The sequence below is a fragment of the Pseudomonas sp. S3E17 genome (assembly GCF_024168685.1).
GTDB lineage: Bacteria > Pseudomonadota > Gammaproteobacteria > Pseudomonadales > Pseudomonadaceae > Aquipseudomonas > Aquipseudomonas marginalis.
In genome coordinates, this window is the sequence record NZ_JALJWE010000001.1 from 5,347,623 (window position 1) to 5,368,824 (window position 21,202).

The window sequence follows — 21,202 nt, forward strand, 5'->3', positions numbered from 1 at the left end:
GGCCGCGATCATCGCGGCCTTGTTGGTTGTTTAGTAACTGCTTTCCGGCAAGCTCGCAATAATCGACCGATAGCTGTTCATTCGTTGCTGCTGCACGCGGCCGTCTTCCAGGGCCTTGAGCAGGGCGCAGCCCGGCTCGCGATCGTGTTTGCAATCGCGGAAGCGGCAGGTGCCGATCAGGTCGTTGAATTCGATAAAGCCCGCTTCCACGTCGCTGCGGCTGACGTGGCCGAGGCCGAACTCACGGATACCCGGGGAGTCGATCAACTCACCGCCGCCCGGGAAGTGGAACAGCCGCGCCGTGGTGGTGGTGTGGGTGCCCTGGCCGGACAGCTCCGACAGCGGGCCCACGCGGGTATCGACTTCCGGCAGCAGGCTGTTGACCAGCGAGGATTTGCCCACGCCCGACTGGCCGACAAAGACGCTGATACGTCCGTCCAACTGCTGTTGCAGCTGTTCCATGCCATTGCCGTGATGGGCCGAGACTTCCAGCACCGGGTAGCCCAGGGTGCGGTAGACCGCCAGCAGCGCGTTGAGCGCGGGGGCATTCTGCTCGTCGATCAGGTCGAATTTGTTCAGCAGCAATAACGGGCGAATGCCGGCATGCTCGGCCGCCACCAGGTAGCGGTCGATCAGGTTGGCATGGGGCTCGGGCAGCGGTGCAAACACGATCACGATCATGTCGACGTTGGCCGCTACCGGCTTGAGCTGGCCACGGCTGTCGGGGCGGCGCAGTTCGGTGCTGCGCGGCAGTTGGGCGACGATCACGCCGATGCCCTGGTTGCCGGCGCGCCAGACCACCTTGTCACCGGTGACCAGCGCAGGCAGGTTGGCACGCAAGTGGCAGCGGAACACTTGGCCCGCGAGTTCGCCTTCCAGCGCCTCGACTTCGACCTGCACACCGAAGTGCGCGATTACCAGGCCCGTCTGTTCGGGGCCCAGGTCGCCGCCCTCGAGCGCTTCCACGGCGGAGGATTCACGTTTGGCGGCGCGGGCGGCGCGTTCACCTTGAATCTTTTCGATGCGCCAGTTTTGGCGACGGTTGAGCTGGCGTTTGGCCATTGGTGTTCCGTGTCGATAATGCAAAGGTTGGGTAAAACGGTCGCGAGTCTAGCACGGCCCCGCCTGCTAAACTGCGCAGCTACGCCAAGGTGCCAAGAGAATCAAGCCATGCAAAACCCACAGAACCTGATTTGGATCGATCTGGAAATGACCGGTCTGAACCCTGACACCGACGTCATCATCGAGATGGCGACCATTGTCACCGACAGCAACCTCAACACCTTGGCCGAAGGTCCGGTGATCGCCATCCACCACAGCGACGCCGTGCTTGCCACCATGGACGAGTGGAACACCCGAACCCACGGTAACTCCGGCCTGACCCAGCGTGTGCGTGACAGCCGCATCAGCATGGCCGAAGCCGAAGCCGAAACCATTGCCTTCCTGGAGAAGTGGGTGCCCAAGGGCAAGTCGCCGATCTGCGGCAACAGCATCTGCCAGGACCGTCGCTTCCTTTATACCCATATGAAAGCGCTGGAAAGCTACTTCCACTACCGCAACCTGGATGTGTCCACGCTCAAGGAACTGGCTGCGCGCTGGGCGCCCGAGGTCAAGGACAGCTTCCATAAAGGCAGCACCCACCTGGCGCTGGATGATATTCGCGAGTCGATCGCCGAGCTCCAGCACTACCGCAAGCATTTCATCAAGGCTTGAAACGGTTTCTTGCCGTGTCCGGGCTTTCAGTGGTGAGCGGGCTTGCCCCGCGTTGGGCTGCGTAGCGGCCCCACTGCCGTTGCCGCATTTCTCCCTATAGATATCATCGCCAAGTATTTGGGGCTGCTGCGCAGCCCAGCGCGGGGCAAGCCCGCTCACTACAAGGATCGCTTTCATGCTGCTGATGCTCTACCTCATCGCCATCACCGCCGAAGCCATGACCGGCGCGTTGTCCGCCGGCCGGCGCGGCATGGATTGGTTTGGTGTGGTGCTGATCGCCTGCGTGACGGCTTTGGGCGGCGGCTCGGTACGCGACGTATTGCTCGGCCACTACCCGCTGACGTGGGTCAAGCACCCGGAATACCTGGTGCTGACCTCCATCGCGGCGCTGGTGACGATCTTTATCGCACCCTTGATGCGTCGCCTGCGCTCGCTGTTCCTCGCGCTGGATGCCGTGGGCCTGGTCGCGTTCACCTTGATCGGCTGCATGACCGCCCTGGAAATGGGCCACGGCATGCTGGTGGCCTCGGTCAGCGGGGTGATCACCGGCGTCTTCGGCGGCATTCTGCGGGATATCTTCTGCAACGACATTCCGCTGATCTTCCGCCGTGAACTGTACGCCAGCGTGTCATTCCTCGCCGCCTGGTTCTACCTGCTGTGCCTCTATCTGGAACTGCCCAGCGAGCAGGCGATTCTACTGACCCTGTTCAGCGGCTTTCTATTGCGCCTGCTGGCGATCCGGTTTCACTGGGAAATGCCCAAGTTCATCTACAACGACGACGTGCACTAGCGCGATGCGTGCTGGTTCAGCGCCCATTCAACATGTTCGCGCACCAGCTCCGACGGGTAATCCCGACGTGCCTTCAAGGCTTCCAGCACCGGAATGCTCGACGGCGCATTGCCCAGGCCCACCGCCAGGTTGCGCAGCCAGCGCTCGTAACCGGCACGGCGCAATGGTGAGCCTTCGGTACTGCTGAGGAATTTATCCTCATCCCACATGAACAGCTCCGCCAGTTCCGCGTTATCCAGGTTGTGCCGTGGCTTGAAATCGCTTTCGGCAGTGGGTCGCGCGAAACGATTCCACGGACAAACGATCTGACAGTCATCGCAGCCGAATACCCGATTGCCGATCAGCGGGCGCAGGTCTTCCGGGATTGCGCTCTTGAGTTCGATGGTCAGGTAGGAAATACAGCGTCGTGCGTCCAGTACATAGGGACCGACGAACGCATTGGTCGGGCAGATGTCCAGGCAAGCGGTGCAGCGGCCGCAGTGCTCGGTGGCGTGGGGGGGATCCACGGGCAGCGGCAAATCGACAAACAGTTCGCTGAGGAAGAAATAACTGCCGGCCTTGCGATTGAGCACCAGGGTGTTTTTACCGATCCAGCCAAGGCCGGCTTGTTCGGCAATGGCCTTTTCCAGCACGGGCGCGCTGTCGACAAAGGCGCGAAAGCCGAAAGGGCCGATCTGCGCCTGGATGCGGTCAGCCAACTGCTGCACGCGCTTGCGGATCAGCTTGTGGTAGTCGCGGCCCAGGGCATAACGGGAGATGTAGGCTTTTTCCGGTTTTGCCAGGAGTTGCGCCATCTGCGTGTCGCCGGGCAGGTAATCCATGCGCAGCGACACCACGCGCAGGGTGCCTGGCACCAGTTCGTCCGGGTGCGAGCGTTTGCTGCCATGGGCGCCCATGTAGTCCATCTCGCCGTGGTAGCCCGCGTCGAGCCAGCGTTGCAGATGTTGTTCATGCTCGGCCAGGTCCAGGCCGCTGATGCCGACTTGTTGAAAGCCCAGCTCGCGGCCCCAGTCTTTGATCGATTGGGCGAGGGCGGGCAGATCGGAGGTAATAGCGGGCATGAGACACGGGAAACCACAGGTTAGATGCGTATAATTCTGCCAGACATCGGAGCTTGAAGACGCATGCCGCAGACAAAACACGAAATAACCGACGTTCAGCCTTTGTTGCACGGCCATTTGCCGCAACTGGCTGCGCGTTCCCCGGACGCCCATAAAGGCCAGTTCGGTCACCTGCTGATGATTGGCGGCGACTGGGGCTTTGGCGGTGCCGCGTTGCTCGGCGCCGAAAGCGCCTTGCGCAGTGGTGCGGGCATGGTGTCCCTGGCTACTCGCCTTGAGCATGTGCCGGCCGCGCTGGCCCGTTTGCCGGAAGTCATGAGCGTCGGTGTGAGCTCTGCCAACCAGTTGATGGGCTTGCTGGAAAAAATCTCGGTAATCGTCATTGGCCCCGGCCTGGGCGAAGCCGCCTGGGGTAAAAGCCTGTTGTCCGTCGCAGCCAATGCACGGCAGCCGCAGGTCTGGGATGCCGATGCGCTCAATCAACTGGCGACTGGCAGCGTGAGCCTGCCGGCCCATTGCGTGATCACTCCGCATCCGGGGGAAGCGGCGCGCTTGTTGGGGATTTCGACAGCCGAGGTTCAGGCCGACCGTCTTAAGGTGGCGCGCGCGTTGAGTCAGAAATTCAAGGCAGTGGCTATCCTCAAGGGTGCTGGCAGTTTGATTGCCAGCCCGGACGGGCGCGTTTCACGCTGTGACCAAGGCCATCCGGCGATGGCGACGGCGGGCCTCGGTGACGTTTTGGCCGGCCTGGTAGGTGCGCTGCTGGCCCAGGGCATGCCGGCCTATGAAGCCAGCTGCCTGGCCGTCTGGTTGCACGCCACGGCGGGGGATCGCCAGGGCAGCTTTGGTCGCGGGCTGGCCGCCAGCGACCTGATACCCGCCATTCGTCAATTGCTGGAGGAGCAGTCGCCGTGTCTGAAGTAATTCTTTTCCTGGCCGATGAAGACGCCATGGTGGCGTTAGGTCAGCGTATTGCCCAGGTCACGGCCGGGTCAGGGCTGATCTTTCTTGAAGGCGACCTGGGGGCGGGCAAGACCACGCTGTCCCGGGGGATCATTCGCGGTCTGGGCCACGCGGGGGCGGTCAAGAGTCCCACGTTCACTCTGGTTGAACCCTACGAGATCGGCGCAGTGCGGGCTTTTCACTTCGACCTCTACCGCCTGGTGGATCCCGAAGAACTCGAGTTCATGGGCATCCGTGATTACTTCGATGAAGACGCGCTGTGCCTGATCGAGTGGCCAGATAAAGGCACAGGCTTTTTGCCAAAGCCGGACCTGACCATTACCATTACGCCGCATGATCACGGACGTCAGCTGAAGTTGTTGCCCCAGGGTGCGCGCGGTGAGTCGTGGTGCGCCGCTCTGGCTTTGGAATTCAAATAATTGGTGGGGTTAGGTATGCGCTTTCGCGCGTTGGTTGCTGTCGTAGGGGTGTTGCTTGCGGCAATGACTGTCAATGCTCTGGCTGCTTCACAGGTGAAGAGTGTTCGCCTGTGGCGAGCGCCGGATAACACGCGACTGGTGTTCGACCTGTCTGGCCCGGTCCAGCACAGTGTCTTTACCCTCACGGCGCCCGATCGCCTGGTGATCGACATCAATGGTGCGACCCTGGCCGCGCCGTTGAACGTGTCCACCGCCAATACGCCGATTACCGCCATGCGCTCGGCGCAGCGCACGCCGACCGACCTGCGGGTGGTGATCGACCTGAAAAAGGTCGTGACCCCGAAAAGCTTCTCCCTGGCACCAAATGCCCAATACGGCAACCGGCTGGTGGTCGATCTGTTCGACAACGCCGCCGATGCCGCGCCGCCGCCGGCGCCAACCCCGGCCGTGGCGACAGTGCCGGCCGTACCGGTCAACCCGTCCCAACCCCAGGTCAAGCTGCCACCGCCGCCGCCAGCCCCGGCCGGCAAGCGCGACATTATCGTGGTGATCGATGCCGGCCACGGCGGTGAAGACCCGGGCGCCTCCGGTTCGCGCGGTCAGCATGAGAAAGACGTGGTGCTGGCCATCGCCCGTGAGCTGCAGCGCCAGGTCAACGGCATGAAAGGCTACCGCGCCGAACTGACCCGTACCGGCGACTACTTCATTCCGTTGCGCGGCCGTACCGAAATCGCCCGTAAGAAGGGCGCCGACCTGTTCGTCTCGATCCATGCCGACGCCGCGCCTTCGACGGCGGCCTTCGGTGCCTCGGTGTTTGCCCTGTCGGATCGCGGCGCCACGTCCGAGACCGCCCGCTGGCTGGCCGACAGTGAAAACCGTTCCGACTTGATCGGCGGGGCCGGCAACGTGTCCCTCGATGACAAGGACAAGATGCTCGCCGGTGTACTGCTTGACCTGTCGATGACGGCCTCGCTGACCTCCAGCTTGAACGTCGGCCAGAAGGTGTTGAGCAACATCGGCCGGGTGACCTCGTTGCATAAGCAGCGCGTGGAGCAGGCCGGGTTCATGGTGTTGAAATCGCCGGACATCCCATCGATCCTGGTGGAAACCGGATTTATCTCCAATGCCAACGAAGCCTCGAAGCTGGCCAGTGCCAGCCACCAGCAGGCCTTGGCGCGTTCTATCAGCGCCGGTGTGCGCCAGTTCTTCCAGCAGAATCCGCCGCCGGGCACCTACATTGCCTGGCTGCGCGACTCGGGTAAAATCGCCCAGGGCCCGCGCGACCATCGCGTGCAGCCCGGCGACACCGTGGCCATGCTGGCCGTGCGTTTCCAGGTCTCGGCCGCGTCTTTGCGCAGCGCCAACAACCTGAAGAGCGATGAGTTGAAAATCGGCCAGGTATTGACCATCCCCGGCACTGAATTGGCGGCACAGTAATGAGCGAATCAGTCTTGAACAGCGGGTCGCGCATTGAATTGCTCAGCCCGCGCCTCGCCAACCAGATTGCGGCGGGCGAGGTCGTTGAACGGCCGGCCTCGGTGATCAAGGAGTTGCTGGAGAACAGCATCGACTCCGGCGCCAAGCGTATCGATGTCGATGTGGAACAGGGCGGCGTCAAGCTGCTGCGCGTCCGCGACGATGGCAGTGGGATCTCCTCCGATGACCTGCCGCTGGCCCTGGCCCGTCACGCCACCAGCAAGATTCGCGACCTGGAAGACCTGGAGCGGGTGATGAGCCTGGGCTTTCGCGGTGAGGCATTGGCTTCCATCAGCTCCGTGGCGCGCCTGACCCTGACGTCGCGCACCCGTGATGCCGAGCAGGCCTGGCAGGTGGAAACCGAAGGCCGCGACATGGCGCCTCGGGTCCAGCCGGCTGCCCACCCGGTGGGCACCTCGGTGGAAGTGCGCGACCTGTTCTTCAACACCCCGGCGCGGCGCAAATTCCTCAAGGCCGAAAAAACCGAATTCGATCACCTGCAAGAAGTCATCAAGCGCCTGGCCCTGGCGCGTTTCGATGTGGCGTTTCACCTGCGTCACAACGGCAAGACCATCCTCAGCCTGCACGAAGCCAACGACGACGCCGCGCGTGCTCGCCGTGTCGCGGCAGTGTGCGGTGCGGGGTTCCTGGAGCAGGCGCTGCCGATTGAGATCGAACGCAATGGCCTGCGCCTGTGGGGTTGGGTCGGTTTGCCGACCTTCTCCCGCAGCCAGGCGGACTTGCAGTATTTCTTTGTGAATGGCCGCGCGGTGCGCGACAAACTGGTGGCCCACGCGGTGCGCCAGGCTTATCGCGATGTGCTGTTCAACGGTCGGCATCCGACCTTTGTGCTGTTTTTCGAGGTCGACCCATCGGTGGTCGATGTCAACGTGCACCCGACCAAGCACGAAGTGCGCTTCCGTGACGGGCGCATGGTGCATGACTTCCTCTATGGCACCTTGCACCGTGCCCTGGGCGATGTGCGCCCGGATGACCAGTTGTCTGCGCCCATCGTGACGGCGGTGGTGCGGCCGAGCGGCCCCGAAGCGGGCGAGTTTGGCCCTCAGGGCGAAATGAGCCTGGCGGCAAACCTGCTGCAATCGCCGCAACCCCAGCCGAGCTATACGGCGCCGGGCTCTGGCTCGGGAGCGGGTTATCAGTACCAATACACACCGCGTCCGCAATCGGCCGTGCCGGTTGCCGAAGCACAGGCTGCCTATCGTGAATTCTTTGCACCGTTGCCAGGTGCCGAGCCGGGCGCCGTGGCCTTGCCGGAAGGTGGCGGTGATATCCCACCGCTGGGTTACGCGTTGGCGCAGCTCAAGGGCATCTATATCCTCGCGGAAAATGCCCATGGCCTGGTGCTGGTGGACATGCACGCCGCCCACGAGCGGATCATGTACGAGCGCCTGAAGATCGCCATGGCCAGCGAAGGCCTGAGTGGCCAGCCGTTGCTGGTTCCGGAATCCCTGGCGGTCAGCCAGCGTGAGGCCGATTGCGCCGAAGAGCATCACAGTGTGTTCCAGAAACTGGGCTTCGAGTTGCAGCGCCTGGGCCCTGAGACCCTGGCGATTCGCCAGATTCCCGCGCTGCTCAAGCAGGCCGAAGCCAACCGGCTGGTGGCCGATGTATTGGCTGACTTGATGGAGTACGGCACCAGTGACCGTATCCAGGCGCACATCAACGAACTGCTCGGCACCATGGCCTGCCACGGCGCTATCCGCGCCAATCGCCGCCTGGCCTTGCCGGAAATGAACGGCCTGCTGCGCGACATGGAAAACACCGAACGCAGTGGCCAGTGCAACCATGGCCGTCCGACCTGGACCCAGATGGGCCTGGATGATCTGGACAAACTGTTCTTGCGCGGCCGCTGATGAGTGCCTTGCCCCCCGCGATCTTCCTGATGGGCCCCACGGCCGCCGGCAAGACCGACCTGGCCATCGAGCTCACCAAAGTGCTGCCATGCGAGCTGATCAGTGTCGACTCTGCCCTGGTTTACCGGGACATGGACATCGGCACCGCCAAGCCTTCCAAAGCGCTGCTGGCGCAGTATCCGCATCGGTTGATCGACATCATCGACCCGACCGAGAGCTATTCCGCAGCGGATTTCCGCACCGACGCCCTGGCCGCCATGGCGCAAATCACCGCGCGGGGCAACATCCCCTTGCTGGTGGGCGGCACGATGCTCTACTACAAGGCTTTGCAGGAAGGGCTGGCCGACATGCCGCCCGCCGATGCCCAGGTGCGCGCCGAACTCGAAGAAGAGGCTGCACGCCTTGGCTGGCAAGCCCTGCACGACCAATTGGCAGCGGTTGACCCGGTATCTGCCGCGCGCATTCACCCCAATGATCCCCAACGCCTCAGTCGCGCCCTGGAAGTCTGGCGCGTCAGCGGGCAGACCATGACTGAACTGCGGCTGAAACAAACTGCGCAAAGTGCTGATGCAGGCGCATCTGGACAGTCACAATTGCCCTATACTGTGGCGAATCTGGCCATCGCTCCGGCAAATCGCCAGGTGCTGCATGAACGAATTGCACAAAGATTCACAATTATGTTGGAACAGGGGTTTGTGGACGAGGTCGTAGCACTGCGGTCAAGAGGTGACCTGCATCCAGGGTTACCTTCGATCCGTGCTGTAGGCTACCGCCAAGTCTGGGATCATCTGGATGGCAAGCTGACGTCAGCCGAAATGCAGGAGCGCGGCATCATTGCCACGCGCCAATTAGCGAAGCGCCAGTTCACCTGGCTGCGCAGCTGGAGCGATTTGCACTGGTTGGACAGCCTGGGCAGCGACAATCTGTCACGCGCCTTGAAATACTTGGGAACGGTCTCCATATTGAGCTGAGTCCTTGCAATTGCCGTCTATCCTTGGGGGTGTGACGGCCATAAGCTATCTATTTTCCGATTTTTTATTATTGATCCTTAAAGGAGTGCGGCACATGTCAAAAGGGCATTCGCTACAAGACCCTTACTTGAATACTTTACGTAAAGAGAAAGTGGGGGTTTCCATCTACCTGGTCAACGGTATCAAGCTGCAAGGCACGATCGAGTCGTTCGACCAGTTCGTGATCCTGCTGAAAAACACCGTCAGCCAGATGGTCTACAAGCACGCTATCTCGACAGTGGTTCCAGTTCGTCCAATCCGTCTGCCTAGCGCCGCCGGTGATGATGCAGCTGACGCTGAGCCAGGTAACGCCTGATAGGAGTCTCCTTTGTTCTTTGAGCGCCACGGTGGTGGTGAGCGAGTCATACTCGTTCACTTGGATGGACAGGACCCTGAGGCGCGCGAAGATCCGCAGGAGTTTCAGGAGTTGGCAAATTCGGCCGGCGCCGAGACCGTTGCGTTTTTTAACGTGCCGCGTCATCGGCCAACCGCCAAATTCCTGATTGGCAGCGGCAAGGTCGAGGAACTGCGCGACCTGGTTCATGCCGAAGAAGCCGATCTGGTGATCTTCAATCACACCCTCACGCCCAGTCAGGAACGTAACCTCGAACGTGTATTCGAGTGTCGCGTGATCGACCGCACCGGTCTGATTCTCGATATTTTCGCCCAACGCGCCCGTACCCATGAGGGCAAGCTCCAGGTAGAACTGGCCCAGCTTGACCATATGAGCACCCGGCTGGTTCGTGGTTGGACTCACCTTGAGCGTCAGGGTGGCGGTATCGGCATGCGGGGGCCGGGTGAAACCCAGTTGGAAACCGACCGGCGCCTGCTGCGGGTTCGCCTGCGTCAGATCAAGGGCCGACTGGAGAAGGTGCGCAGCCAGCGCGAGCAATCGCGACGTGGCCGTTCGCGTGCCGATATCCCTACCGTGTCCCTGGTGGGCTACACCAACGCCGGCAAGTCCACGCTGTTCAACAACGTGACCAAATCGGACGTGTACGCGGCTGACCAACTGTTCGCTACCCTCGACCCGACCTTGCGCCGTCTGGATATTGACGATCTGGGGCCGATTGTCCTGGCCGATACCGTGGGTTTCATTCGGCACCTGCCCCACAAGCTGGTCGAGGCATTTCGGTCTACGCTCGAAGAGTCGAGCAATTCCGACCTGTTGTTGCACGTGATCGATGCGGCCGAACCGGATCGCATGTTGCAGATTGAACAGGTGATGGTTGTGCTGGGTGAGATTGGTGCCCAGGACTTGCCGATCCTCGAGGTCTATAACAAACTCGATTTGCTTGAAGGCGTTGAGCCACAAATCCAGCGCGACGAGAACGGCAAGCCCCAGCGGGTCTGGCTGTCGGCGCGCGATGGCAGTGGTTTGGAGCTGCTTGAACAAGCGATTGCCGAATTGCTCGGCAGCGATTTGTTCGTCGGCACCTTGCGCTTACCTCAGCGTTTTGCTCGACTGCGTGCACAGTTTTTCGAGCTGGGCGCGGTACAGAAAGAAGAACACGACGAAGAAGGTGTCAGCTTGCTGGCCGTTCGATTGCCGCGCTCGGAGCTCAATCGGCTGGTCAGCCGTGAAGGCGTAGTACCGACAGAGTTCATCGAACAACACACTTTGCAATAAAAGCCTCCGAAAGCGGTTGTGCCGCAGTAGCAGGCATTCTGTAGCATTGGTCGGCGCGCCGTGGGTGCGTCTTTGCTTTATCAGATGGAGAGCGCTATGGCTTGGAATGAGCCGGGTGGCAACTCGAATAATCAGGATCCTTGGGGTGGTAAGCGCCGCAATAATGGCGACCGCAAGGGGCCACCAGATCTCGACGAGGCCTTCCGAAAGCTGCAGGAAAGCCTGAATGGGTTGTTCGGTGGTGGAAAAAAACGTGGTGGTGATGAAGGTGGTCGCACCAGCAAGGGCGGCGGCTACGGCCTGCTGGGCCTGGGTCTTGTCGTGTTGGCGGCCGTATGGCTGTACAGCGCCGTATACGTCGTGGACGAGCAGGAGCAAGCCGTGGTGCTGCGCTTCGGCAAGTACTACGAGACTGTCGGTCCTGGCCTGAATATCTATTTCCCGCCGATCGACAAGAAGTACATGGAGAACGTCACGCGTGAGCGTGCCTACACCAAGCAGGGCCAGATGCTGACCGAAGACGAGAACATCGTCGAAGTGCCGCTGACCGTGCAGTACAAGATCAGCAACCTGCAGGACTTCGTGCTGAACGTCGATCAGCCGGAAATCAGCCTGCAGCACGCAACCGAAAGTGCCCTGCGCCACGTGGTGGGTTCCACCGCCATGGACCAGGTGCTGACCGAAGGTCGTGAGCTGATGGCCAGCGAAATCAAGGAGCGCCTGCAACGCTTCCTCGATACCTATCGCACCGGCATCACCGTCACCCAGGTGAACGTACAGAGCGCAGCGGCACCGCGTGAAGTGCAGGAAGCCTTCGACGACGTGATCCGCGCCCGCGAAGACGAACAGCGTTCGCGCAACCAGGCTGAAACCTACGCCAACGGCGTCGTGCCGGAAGCCCGTGGCCAGGCCCAGCGTATCCTCGAGGATGCCAACGGTTACCGTGACGAAGTGGTCTCCCGTGCCAAGGGTGAAGCGGATCGCTTTACCAAGCTGGTCGCCGAGTACCGCAAGGCGCCTGAAGTGACGCGTGAGCGTCTGTACCTGGACACCATGCAGGAAGTCTTCAGCAATACCAGCAAGGTCCTCGTGACCGGCAGCAAGGGTGGGCAGAACAACCTGCTGTACCTGCCGCTGGACAAGATGATCGAAGGTGGTCGCAGCAGCTCCAGTGCACCGTCCACCGGTTCCAATGCCGCTGCCAATGAAGCGAGCGCCCGTGCGGCCGCTGACTTGCTGCAACAGCAAACACGTACCAGGGAGAGTCGTTGATGAGCAATAAATCGCTGACCGCCCTGATTGTGGGCGTCGTCGTGGTCATCGCTGCCTGGAACTGCTTCTACATCGTGGCTCAGACCGAGCGTGCGGTGCTGCTGCAATTCGGTCGCGTGGTCCAGGCGGATGTCCAGCCGGGCCTGCATGTGAAAGTCCCTTACGTCAACCAGGTGCGCAAGTTCGACGCCCGCCTGATGACCCTGGATGCACCGACACAGCGCTTCCTGACCCTGGAAAAGAAAGCCGTGATGGTTGACGCCTACGCCAAGTGGCGCGTCAAGGACGCCGAGCGCTTCTACACTGCGACCTCCGGCCTCAAGCAGATTGCCGACGAGCGTTTGTCGCGCCGTCTGGAGTCGGGCCTGCGTGACCAGTTTGGTAAGCGCACCCTGCACGAGGTGGTGTCCGGTGAACGTGATGCGCTGATGGCGGATATCACCCGTTCGTTGAACACGATGGCGGAAAAAGAGCTGGGCATCGAAGTTGTCGATGTTCGGGTCAAGGCCATCGATTTGCCGAAGGAAGTGAACCGCAGCGTGTTCGAGCGCATGAGCACCGAGCGTGAGCGTGAGGCCCGTGAGCACCGTGCCAAGGGTAACGAGCTGGCTGAAGGTATCCGTGCGGATGCCGACCGTCAGCGCCGTGTACTGCTGGCAGAAGCCTATCGCGAGTCTGAAGAGGCCCGTGGTGACGGTGATGCTCAAGCTGCGGCGATCTACGCCAAGGCTTATGGCCAGGACCAGGAGTTCTACGCGTTCTACCGTAGCCTGCGTGCCTACCGTGAAAGCTTCGCGAACAAAACCGACGTCATGGTGCTGGACCCAAGCAGCGACTTCTTCCGCTACCTGGAAAAGTCCAAGTAACCAGCCCGTGATTTTGTAGGGCGCACTCCGTCGGGCGGCTAAAACGCCTGGCGGGGTGATCCTTTCAGAAAACGGGTGTATGATGCGGCAGCCGGGAAATTCCCGGCTTTTTTGCGTCTGCATGTTTGATTCGGCAGGCGTGACAGGTTTTTCGAGGAAAGTGCCCGACGAGGCCGTTAACAGGTCGTTCGTCACGTCGCTCTTGCGCGTGGTTTATGCAGGGGGCGGGTATTTTCTGCTTCACTCAAGGCTCGGCCGAGGGCTGGCCGCCCGGATCATAGGGGAATGGCGTAATGGCAACGGTAGACCGCTGGCTGCTGCCAGATGGCATCGAAGAAGTACTGCCACCAGAAGCTGCGCGCATTGAAGTAGCGCGTCGCCAGGTGTTGGATCTGTTCCAGAGCTGGGGTTACGAGTTCGTCGTGACCCCCCATATCGAGTACCTGGAATCCCTGCTGACCGGCGCGGGCCAGGACCTGGATCTGCGCACCTTCAAGGTCATCGACCCGCAATCGGGCCGGCAAATGGGGTTCCGTGCCGACATCACGCCGCAAGTGGCGCGCATCGATGCGCACACCCTGCGCCGTGAAGGCCCGAGCCGCCTGTGCTACGCCGGCAGCGTGCTGCACGCTCAACCGCGTGCCTTGTCGTCTTCCCGCAGCCCGATCCAGTTGGGCGCGGAGTTGTACGGTGATGCCAGCCCGAGCAGCGACGTTGAAGTGATCAGCCTGATGCTGGCCATGCTGCAACTGGCTGATGTGCCAGATGTCCACATGGACCTCGGTCACGTGGGTATCTACCGTGGCCTGGCCCGTGCGGCCGGTTTGTCCGGTGAAGCCGAGCAGCAGCTGTTCGATGCCCTGCAGCGCAAGGCGATCGATGAAGTCATCGCCCTGACCGCTGGGGTGCCTGCGGATCTGGCCGAGATGCTGCGTGCACTGGTCAACCTGTGTGGCGGCCGTGAAGTGCTGGTGGCTGCACGTGAGCGCCTGGCCAAGGCGCCGGCGCCGGTATTGGCTGCACTGGATGACGTGCTGGCGATTGCTGAGCGGTTGTCGGCGCGGTTCCCGCAGTTGCCGCTGTATTTTGATCTGGGCGAGTTGCGCGGTTACCACTACCACACCGGTGTGGTGTTCGCGGTGTTTGTGCCGGGCGTTGGCCAGGCCATCGCCCAAGGTGGTCGTTACGACGACATCGGCGCCGACTTCGGTCGTGCGCGTCCGGCCACCGGCTTTTCCACCGATTTGAAGACCCTGGTGACCCTGGGGCGTGCTGAGGTCGAGCTGCCGTCTGGTGGCATCTGGATGCCCGACAGTACGGACGCAGCACTCTGGCAGCAGGTTTGCCAGTTGCGCAGTGAGGGTCAGCGTGTTGTCCAGGCATTGCCTGGGCAGCCATTGGCCGCCGCCCGTGAAGCGGACTGCGACCGGCAATTGATTCTGCAGAACGGGCTTTGGCAAGTATCGCCACTGGCTTCTTGAGTTTTCCTGCCGGCCATCGCCGGCACCAAGTTTGCGCGAATGAGGACAAGTGTTATGGGTAAGAATGTCGTAGTCCTGGGCACCCAATGGGGTGATGAGGGCAAAGGCAAGATCGTTGATCTGCTGACCGAACATGCTGCCGCCGTAGTGCGCTACCAAGGCGGTCACAACGCTGGCCACACCCTGGTCATCGACGGCGAAAAAACCGTCTTGCACCTGATCCCGTCGGGCGTCCTGCGCGAAGGCGTGCAGTGCCTGATCGGCAACGGCGTCGTGGTTGCGCCGGATGCCCTGCTGCGTGAGATCACCAAGCTGGAAGAGAAAGGCGTACCGGTGCGCGAGCGCCTGCGTATCAGCCCGTCCTGCCCGCTGATCCTGTCCTTCCACGTCGCGCTGGACCAGGCCCGTGAAAAGGCCCGTGGCGAGCTGAAGATCGGCACCACCGGTCGCGGCATCGGCCCGGCCTACGAAGACAAGGTCGCGCGTCGTGGCCTGCGTGTGGGCGACCTGCTCAACATGCCGCGCTTTGAAGACAAGCTGCGTGAACTGGTGGATTACCACAACTTCATGCTGGTGGGTTACTACAAAGAGCCAGCCATCGAATTCGACAAGACCCTGGCCGAGTGCAAGGAATACGCTGAGCTGCTCAAGCCGCTGATGCTGGATGTGACCGCCGAGCTGCACGACCTGCGTCGCGCCGGCAAGGACATCATGTTCGAAGGCGCCCAGGGTTCATTGCTGGACATCGACCACGGTACCTACCCGTACGTGACCAGCTCCAACACCACTGCTGGCGGCGTTGCGACTGGTTCGGGCGTTGGTCCTATGTTCCTGGACTACATCCTCGGCATCACCAAGGCCTACACCACCCGTGTAGGTTCGGGCCCGTTCCCGACCGAACTGTTCGACGAAGTCGGTGCTCACCTGGCCAAGCAAGGTCACGAATTCGGCGCGACCACCGGCCGTGCTCGTCGCTGTGGCTGGTTCGACGCCGTTATCCTGCGTCGCGCGATCGATGTGAACAGCATCTCGGGCATCTGCTTCACCAAGCTGGATGTACTCGACGGCCTGGAAACCATCAACATCTGCGTCGGCTACAAAGATGCCGAAGGCAAGGACGTTGCCCCGGTTGACGCCGACAGCTACGTGGGCCTGCAGCCTGTGTACGAAGAAGTGCCGGGCTGGAGCGAGTCGACCGTGGGTGCCAAGACCCTGGAAGAGTTGCCAGCCAATGCCCGTGCCTACATCAAGCGCGTTGAAGAGCTGATCGGTGCGCCGATTGACATTATTTCGACGGGCCCGGATCGCAACGAGACCATCGTTCTGCGTCACCCGTTCGCTTAATAAGCTATTGATGTAAAAAGCAAAGGGCTCCTTCGGGAGCCCTTTGTCGTATCTGCATGCCAAGCGGCACGACCCTTGCTATGTTTCTTTCTTTCGCGGTGCTATCAAATTAATGGCACCCGTGATGGAGGGATTCCCGATGTCTGCCGTTCTCTCATTGTTACAAAGCCGTCTGTTGCGGCCGGTGTTCGTTACCCTAGGTATCGCTCTTTTGGTGCAAGTGCTGGTGGCGGTCGCTCTCACCCGGAGCACAGTCACGGCGCTGGAGGCCGATTTAGGCAATCGCCTGGGCATCGACAGCCAGAAGCTGTCCGGTGAGTTGGCCCAGGCCGGCAAGGAAGTCACGTCGAGCCTGGACAGCTTGTCCACCAGTACCCGTCAGCGCCTGACCGCCGGGCTTTCCGAGCGCCTGCAGGCAGAGCAGAAACAGTTGCGTGCGACCCTGGAAAAAGACCTGCAAGACTCCGCCAACGATATGGCGCAACTGCTGGCTTCGGTGGCGCCCCGCGCCATGTGGGATAGCGATGTGCCAACGCTGTCCGAGTTTGCCCGACGCGCCCAGCGCAATCCCAACGTGCTGTTCGTGGTTTATGACGACGCGGCGGGTGAGCACCTGACTCGTTATCTGAATCGCGAAAATCCGATCAACAAGGCGTTGCTGGAAAAAGGCCAGGGCGATCGCGCCCTGGACAAAGTCCTGAACGCCGCGAAGAACGATCCTTCGGTGTTCTACGTCGAGGCGTCCATCAGCCCTAACGGCGTGGAGATTGGCAAGGTGCTCATGGGGGTGTCGACCGCGTCCGTCGAGGCCGATCTGCAAGCGCTGGACAAGCGTTTTGCCGCACTGATAGCCAGCGGTGATCAGTTGGTCGGCGACAGCCTCAAAGGTGCCGCGGCGGATAGCGCGGCGGCCATGGGCGCTCGCCTGCAGTCGGCGCAAGCCACTGCGACCCAGATGACCGTCAACACCACCGGCGCCGTGCAGGAGGCTGCCGGCACCTTGCGTTGGCGCATCGGCATGGGGCTGGCGGTGGTCGGTTTCGGCGTATTGCTGCTGATCGCCGTGGTTCTCGGCCGCCGTGTGGTCAATCGCCTGAAACTGCTTATCGCGGCCATGGATGACCTGGCAGCAGGCGAGGGCGACCTCACCAAGCGCGTGCAGATCAACAGCAAGGACGAAATCGGCGACATGGCCTCGGCGGTCAATCGCTTTGTGGATAAGTTGCAACCCATCGTGCGCGAGGCGGGCGATGTGGCCCAGCGTACCGGCGTGGAAATCGACGCCATGACCTTGCGCAATGCCGGCGCCGATGCGGCCGCTGGCTTGCAGCGTGATGAGGTGGCGGAAAGTTTGCGCGCGCTGTCGCAAATGGCCGACGAGGCCCAGGCCGAAAGCCACGCCATGCAGGCGGCGTTGCAGCAGGTGGTGGATATTCGTCAGGCGACGGACGAGAACTCGCGCACGTCGGCCGAAGTTGGCAGTTTGATCGAGGCGCTGGCGGGGCAGGTCCAGGCCGGGTCCCAGGTCATCGAGCGCCTGGCCCAGCAAAGCGAGCAGATCGAAGTGGTGCTGACGGTCATCCATGGTATCGCCGAGCAGACCAACCTGCTGGCGCTCAACGCGGCCATTGAAGCCGCGCGTGCGGGCGAGACCGGGCGGGGCTTTGCGGTGGTAGCGGACGAAGTGCGCGCGTTGGCCAGTAAGACCCAAAGTTCTACCGGCGATATCCAGGCCCATATCGTCGCGTTGCAGCAGGGCGCGCGGGAGGCGGTGGAAACCATCGGCAAGGCCGGGCGCCAGGCCAACGAAGGTTTGCTGGTGCTGCGCGACAGCGTGCGCTTGCAGCAGACGGTGCAGGCCTCGGTGGAGCAGGTGCATGCAGCGATTGGCCTGGCTACCCGCGCCGCCGAGCACCAGGCCCAGGGCGCCCATGCGGTACGAGGCCGTGTCGAGGTGATCCATGCCCAGGCCGAGCGTGCGGCGCAGGCGGTGGTGGAGACTACCGCCAGTGGCAAGGTGCTGGATGGGTTGGCGGCGCAGTTGAAGGCGAGCTTGGGGCAGTTCCGGGCTTAGCGTCGTCTGTTCTGGTCTCATCGGGGGCTTGCCCCCTCCGATAGCGATCTCAGCGGCTCAAGTACATCCGAGTTGTCAGCAGATAGACCGGCAACCCCGACACCACGATCAACAGCGCCGCATAAGGCGCTGCCGCCGCAAACTCCACATTCGAGGTGTGCGCCCACACGGCAGTCGCCAAGGTATTCAGCCCGGTGGGGCTGAGCAGCAACGTCGCCGTCAATTCCTTCATGGCGTCCAGGAACACCAGCGCAAATGCCGCACCCAATGCCGGAAAAATAATCGGCAGCGTCACTCGGCAAAACGCACTGAACGACGATGCCCCCAGCGTGCGCGCAGCCTCTTCCAGCTGCGGTGCGGCTTTGTTCAAGGCCGTGCGGATCGGCGCCTGGGCCAATGGAAGAAACAACAAGGCATAGGCGATCAGCAGCAACGCAGAGGTCTGGTACAGCGCCGGTACGTAATGCAGGGCGAAATACACCAGTGTCAACGCAATCACCAGGCCGGGCAGGGCGTGCAGCAGGTACGGCAGGCGCTCGGCCCAGATTGCCAGTCGGCCCTTGTAGCGCACCACCAGCAGCCCCACCGGTACCGCCAGCGCCAGGCACAGTGCCGCGCCCCCCAGCGACAGCGCCAGGGAGGACAGCAATGCCTCGCCAATCTCGGCCACTGGAAATGCTGCCGAGGAACCTACCGCCAACCAATAGCCGAGCATGCCCAAGGGAATGCCGCTGCCGATGATCGCCAGTGCCAGGCAATACACCTGGCCCAGTGGCGCCCACTTGCCCAGTCGCACCTGCGCCGCATGCCGCGCCGCGCCCTGGCCGATGCGCACGTGCCGGCCCTTGCCGCGCACGCGCAGTTCCAGCCACAGCAGGGTCAGGCACATCACCAACAATACCGCCGAAAGCATCGCCGCATTGGCATTGCTGAATTCCAGCTCGAATTGCTGGTAGATCGCGGTGGTGAAGGTTTGCAGGCCGATGATCGACAGCGCGCCGAACTCCACCAGCATATGCAGGGCAATCAGCAGTGCCCCGGCCAGCAGCGACGGCCACAGCAAAGGCAGGGTGATGCGCAGGAATATGCCCCAGCGATTGAGCCCCAGGGTGCGGGCCGATTCTTCAAGGGAAGGGTCCAGGTTGCGCAAGGTTGCCGCCACTGGCAAAAACACCAGCGGGTATTTGGACAGGGTCATCACCAGGATCGCGCCGCCGAGCCCTTCGAAGTGGGCGCTCAGGGATACCCAGGTGAAGCTGCTGACAAACGCCGGCACCGCGAACGGCAGGCACAGGACCACGCCCCAGAGGCGGCGCCCTGGCAGATTGCTGCGTTCCAGCAGCCAGGCCAAGGACAGACCGATCACGCCGCACGCCACCGTCACGCCGACCATCAGCGCCAAGGTATTGCGCAGCAGCCCGAACACATAGGGGCGCCAGAGCAGATGCACCGCCTGCTCCCAGCCCGCCTGCCAGGCCTTCAGCCCGACGTACACCAGTGGCAGCAGGCTCAGGCCAACCAGTAGCAGGACGGGGAGCAGTAGCCAGATCGAAGGGCGCTTGCGGCGCGGGCTGAACCCCCCGCGCAGGGCGGGGGCGGGGAGCGATGGGTTCATCAGTTCAAGCCAACCTCACGTTCCAGGTCCAGGGCTTCTTCTGCGTTGCCGAGGTCGGCAGGCGTGACTTTCGGCGGTTGCAGTTCGCTGAAAGGCTTGAGGCCGCGGTTGGATTCCATGCCTTTGCGCAGCGGGTACTCGGCCGAGGTAGTGGTAATCACGCGCTGGCCTTCTTCGCTGGCCATGAACGCCAGCAGTTGCTGGGCTTCTTTTGGATGCTTGCTGGATTTCAGCGCGGCCGCCGAAGACACGGTGATCAGGCCGCCGGCATCGCCATCGGTGAAGTAGTGCAGTTGGGAATCGAGGTTGGTTTTTTCTTTCTTCAGGGCAAACCAGTAGTAGTTGTTCACCAGAACGGTGGCTACTTCGCCGTTTTCCACGGCCTTCAGGGCGACCATGTTGTTGCTGTACACCTTGCCGAAGGCACGCAGACCGGTCAGCCATTCTTCGGCGGCTTCACGGCCGTGCAGCTTGATGATCGCCACGGCCTGTTCCTGGAAGGCGCCGCTGGTAGGTACGAAGCCGACCTTGCCTTGCCACTCGGGGCCGGCGAAATCCAATACCGACTTGGGCAGGTCTTTCTCGGCAATCAGTTTGGGGTTGAAGGCTACGACGCGGGTGCGTGCGGTCACGCCCATCCAGTCCCCGTTACGGCCGACGTAATCCTTGGGCAGGACGTCGAGCGTGCCTGCATCGATCTTGGCCAGCAGGCCTTGCTCGCCAAGTTTGTTCAATGGCGGCGATTCTTCGGTGTAGATCACGTCGGCAGGGGAGCGGTCGCCTTCCTCCACGACTTGGCTGGCCAGTTGGTTACTGCTGCCCTTGCGTACGTTGACGTGAATGCCGGTGCTGGCTTCGAAGGCCTTGGCGAGTTCATCGCCGACTTCTTTGTGTTGGCCGTTGTACAGGGTCAGGGAGACCTTGTCGGCGGAATAGGCGGCGGGGGAGAGTAGGGTCAGGCCGAGCAGAGTGATGGTCAGGCCACGCAGAAGGGATGTCTTGAGACGGGTATCGCGGATCATCATCCGGAAGTTTCCTCGCTTGAGTGCAACAAATCATTGCAAGGATAAACGATAAAACTTCTCAAGTGCGCCGAAGAGGGGAAATTGCTGGTGGAGTTTTCAAACCCCGGAAACGAAAAAACCCGCTTTCGCGGGTTTGATCTGAATTTGGTGCCCAGGAGAAGACTCGAACTTCCACGACCTTGCGATCACCAGCACCTGAAGCTGGCGTGTCTACCAATTTCACCACCTGGGCATTATCAAGCAACGTTGCCGCTGTTGATGGGGCGAACTATACGGCGGGCTTTTTAATCTGTAAACCCCTGATTCGAAAAATATAAATCGATTTTCTCGTTAAAAATCAGAAGCCTGAAACGAAAAAACCCGCTTTCGCGGGTTTGATCTGAATTTGGTGCCCAGGAGAAGACTCGAACTTCCACGACCTTGCGATCACCAGCACCTGAAGCTGGCGTGTCTACCAATTTCACCACCTGGGCAACATCAACAACGTTGCCGTCGTCGATGGCGCGCACTATACGGAGCGGTTTTTTAGCTGTAAACCCCCGCTATGAAAAAAACCTGGAAAATTTCGCCAATGGTCGTGCAAGGTGCG

18 protein-coding genes and 2 tRNA genes are annotated in these 21,202 nt (G+C 61.6%); 14 read left to right on the top strand and 6 right to left on the bottom strand.

Translation table 11 applies throughout. From position 1 onward, the window contains the following. Window positions 1–30: 30 nt before the first annotated feature. Window positions 31–1,062 (bottom strand): small ribosomal subunit biogenesis GTPase RsgA, encoded by a 1,032-nt coding sequence (rsgA, locus tag J3D60_RS24090; protein ID WP_253493059.1) that lies wholly within the window; start codon window positions 1,060–1,062, stop codon window positions 31–33. A 108-nt stretch (window positions 1,063–1,170) separates the two neighbouring features. Here rsgA and orn point away from each other — a divergent pair, with 108 nt between their 5' ends. Together orn and J3D60_RS24100 are read left to right on the top strand one after the other, a co-directional pair. Continuing rightward, window positions 1,171–1,713, top strand: coding sequence for an oligoribonuclease (gene orn / locus J3D60_RS24095; RefSeq protein ID WP_010213620.1), 543 nt, complete (start codon window positions 1,171–1,173; stop codon window positions 1,711–1,713). Between the two features lie 175 nt (window positions 1,714–1,888). Next, window positions 1,889–2,503, top strand: coding sequence for a trimeric intracellular cation channel family protein (locus tag J3D60_RS24100; RefSeq protein WP_065940870.1), 615 nt, complete (start codon window positions 1,889–1,891; stop codon window positions 2,501–2,503). Here the strand turns inward: J3D60_RS24100 and queG are convergent. Next, window positions 2,500–3,564, bottom strand: coding sequence for a tRNA epoxyqueuosine(34) reductase QueG (gene queG / locus J3D60_RS24105; protein ID WP_065940871.1), 1,065 nt, complete (start codon window positions 3,562–3,564; stop codon window positions 2,500–2,502). The two genes, J3D60_RS24100 and queG, sit on opposite strands and share 4 nt — an antisense overlap. Before the next feature lie 63 nt (window positions 3,565–3,627). Between queG and J3D60_RS24110 the strand changes: the two genes are divergently transcribed. The 12 genes from J3D60_RS24110 (at window position 3,628) to J3D60_RS24165 (ending at window position 17,973) form a co-directional block, all read left to right on the top strand. Further along, the gene (locus J3D60_RS24110; protein WP_253493062.1) at window positions 3,628–4,488 is read left to right on the top strand and encodes an NAD(P)H-hydrate dehydratase; all 861 of its coding nucleotides are present in this window, start codon (window positions 3,628–3,630) and stop codon (window positions 4,486–4,488) included. After that, window positions 4,476–4,946 (top strand): tRNA (adenosine(37)-N6)-threonylcarbamoyltransferase complex ATPase subunit type 1 TsaE, encoded by a 471-nt coding sequence (tsaE, locus tag J3D60_RS24115; RefSeq protein WP_065940873.1) that lies wholly within the window; start codon window positions 4,476–4,478, stop codon window positions 4,944–4,946. Before J3D60_RS24110 ends, tsaE begins: the two co-directional genes overlap by 13 nt. A 15-nt stretch (window positions 4,947–4,961) precedes the next feature. After that, a complete protein-coding gene (locus tag J3D60_RS24120) occupies window positions 4,962–6,383 on the top strand; it encodes an N-acetylmuramoyl-L-alanine amidase (RefSeq protein WP_027604902.1) in 1,422 nt (473 codons plus the stop codon). Window positions 6,384–6,397: 14 nt separating this feature from the next. After that, window positions 6,398–8,296, top strand: a complete 1,899-nt coding sequence (gene mutL, locus J3D60_RS24125) for a DNA mismatch repair endonuclease MutL (protein ID WP_253494033.1) — start codon at window positions 6,398–6,400, stop codon at window positions 8,294–8,296. Beyond that, window positions 8,296–9,267, top strand: a complete 972-nt coding sequence (gene miaA, locus J3D60_RS24130) for a tRNA (adenosine(37)-N6)-dimethylallyltransferase MiaA (RefSeq protein WP_253493064.1) — start codon at window positions 8,296–8,298, stop codon at window positions 9,265–9,267. Before mutL ends, miaA begins: the two co-directional genes overlap by 1 nt. A 94-nt stretch (window positions 9,268–9,361) precedes the next feature. Continuing rightward, on the top strand, window positions 9,362–9,622 hold the full coding sequence (gene hfq, locus J3D60_RS24135) for an RNA chaperone Hfq (RefSeq protein WP_003171355.1): 261 nt from the start codon (window positions 9,362–9,364) through the stop codon (window positions 9,620–9,622). Between the two features lie 12 nt (window positions 9,623–9,634). Continuing rightward, a complete protein-coding gene (hflX, locus tag J3D60_RS24140; protein WP_027604899.1) occupies window positions 9,635–10,936 on the top strand; it encodes a ribosome rescue GTPase HflX in 1,302 nt (433 codons plus the stop codon). A gap of 96 nt (window positions 10,937–11,032) precedes the next feature. Next, window positions 11,033–12,208 carry an FtsH protease activity modulator HflK gene (gene hflK, locus J3D60_RS24145; RefSeq protein WP_065925625.1) on the top strand — a complete coding sequence of 392 codons (1,176 nt, stop codon included), beginning with the start codon at window positions 11,033–11,035 and terminating at the stop codon, window positions 12,206–12,208. Beyond that, complete coding sequence (hflC, locus tag J3D60_RS24150) at window positions 12,208–13,074, top strand: protease modulator HflC (RefSeq protein WP_010213607.1); 867 nt, start codon at window positions 12,208–12,210, stop codon at window positions 13,072–13,074. Before hflK ends, hflC begins: the two co-directional genes overlap by 1 nt. A gap of 293 nt (window positions 13,075–13,367) precedes the next feature. After that, complete coding sequence (locus tag J3D60_RS24155; protein WP_065940876.1) at window positions 13,368–14,555, top strand: ATP phosphoribosyltransferase regulatory subunit; 1,188 nt, start codon at window positions 13,368–13,370, stop codon at window positions 14,553–14,555. A 54-nt stretch (window positions 14,556–14,609) separates the two neighbouring features. Next, the gene (locus J3D60_RS24160) at window positions 14,610–15,899 is read left to right on the top strand and encodes an adenylosuccinate synthase (RefSeq protein ID WP_027604896.1); all 1,290 of its coding nucleotides are present in this window, start codon (window positions 14,610–14,612) and stop codon (window positions 15,897–15,899) included. A 139-nt stretch (window positions 15,900–16,038) separates the two neighbouring features. Then, the gene (locus J3D60_RS24165; RefSeq protein ID WP_253493067.1) at window positions 16,039–17,973 is read left to right on the top strand and encodes a methyl-accepting chemotaxis protein; all 1,935 of its coding nucleotides are present in this window, start codon (window positions 16,039–16,041) and stop codon (window positions 17,971–17,973) included. Window positions 17,974–18,022: 49 nt separating this feature from the next. Here the strand turns inward: J3D60_RS24165 and J3D60_RS24170 are convergent, their stop codons facing one another. The 4 genes from J3D60_RS24170 to J3D60_RS24185 all read right to left on the bottom strand — a co-directional run bounded on the left by J3D60_RS24170 (window position 18,023) and on the right by J3D60_RS24185 (window position 21,086). Then, window positions 18,023–19,588, bottom strand: coding sequence for an iron ABC transporter permease (locus tag J3D60_RS24170; protein ID WP_253493070.1), 1,566 nt, complete (start codon window positions 19,586–19,588; stop codon window positions 18,023–18,025). After that, complete coding sequence (locus J3D60_RS24175) at window positions 19,588–20,613, bottom strand: iron ABC transporter substrate-binding protein (RefSeq protein WP_253493071.1); 1,026 nt, start codon at window positions 20,611–20,613, stop codon at window positions 19,588–19,590. Before J3D60_RS24175 ends, J3D60_RS24170 begins: the two co-directional genes overlap by 1 nt. 145 nt (window positions 20,614–20,758) lie before the next feature. Beyond that, window positions 20,759–20,845 (bottom strand) — tRNA-Leu (locus J3D60_RS24180). A 154-nt stretch (window positions 20,846–20,999) separates the two neighbouring features. Further along, window positions 21,000–21,086 (bottom strand) — tRNA-Leu (locus J3D60_RS24185). Window positions 21,087–21,202: the final 116 nt, after the last annotated feature.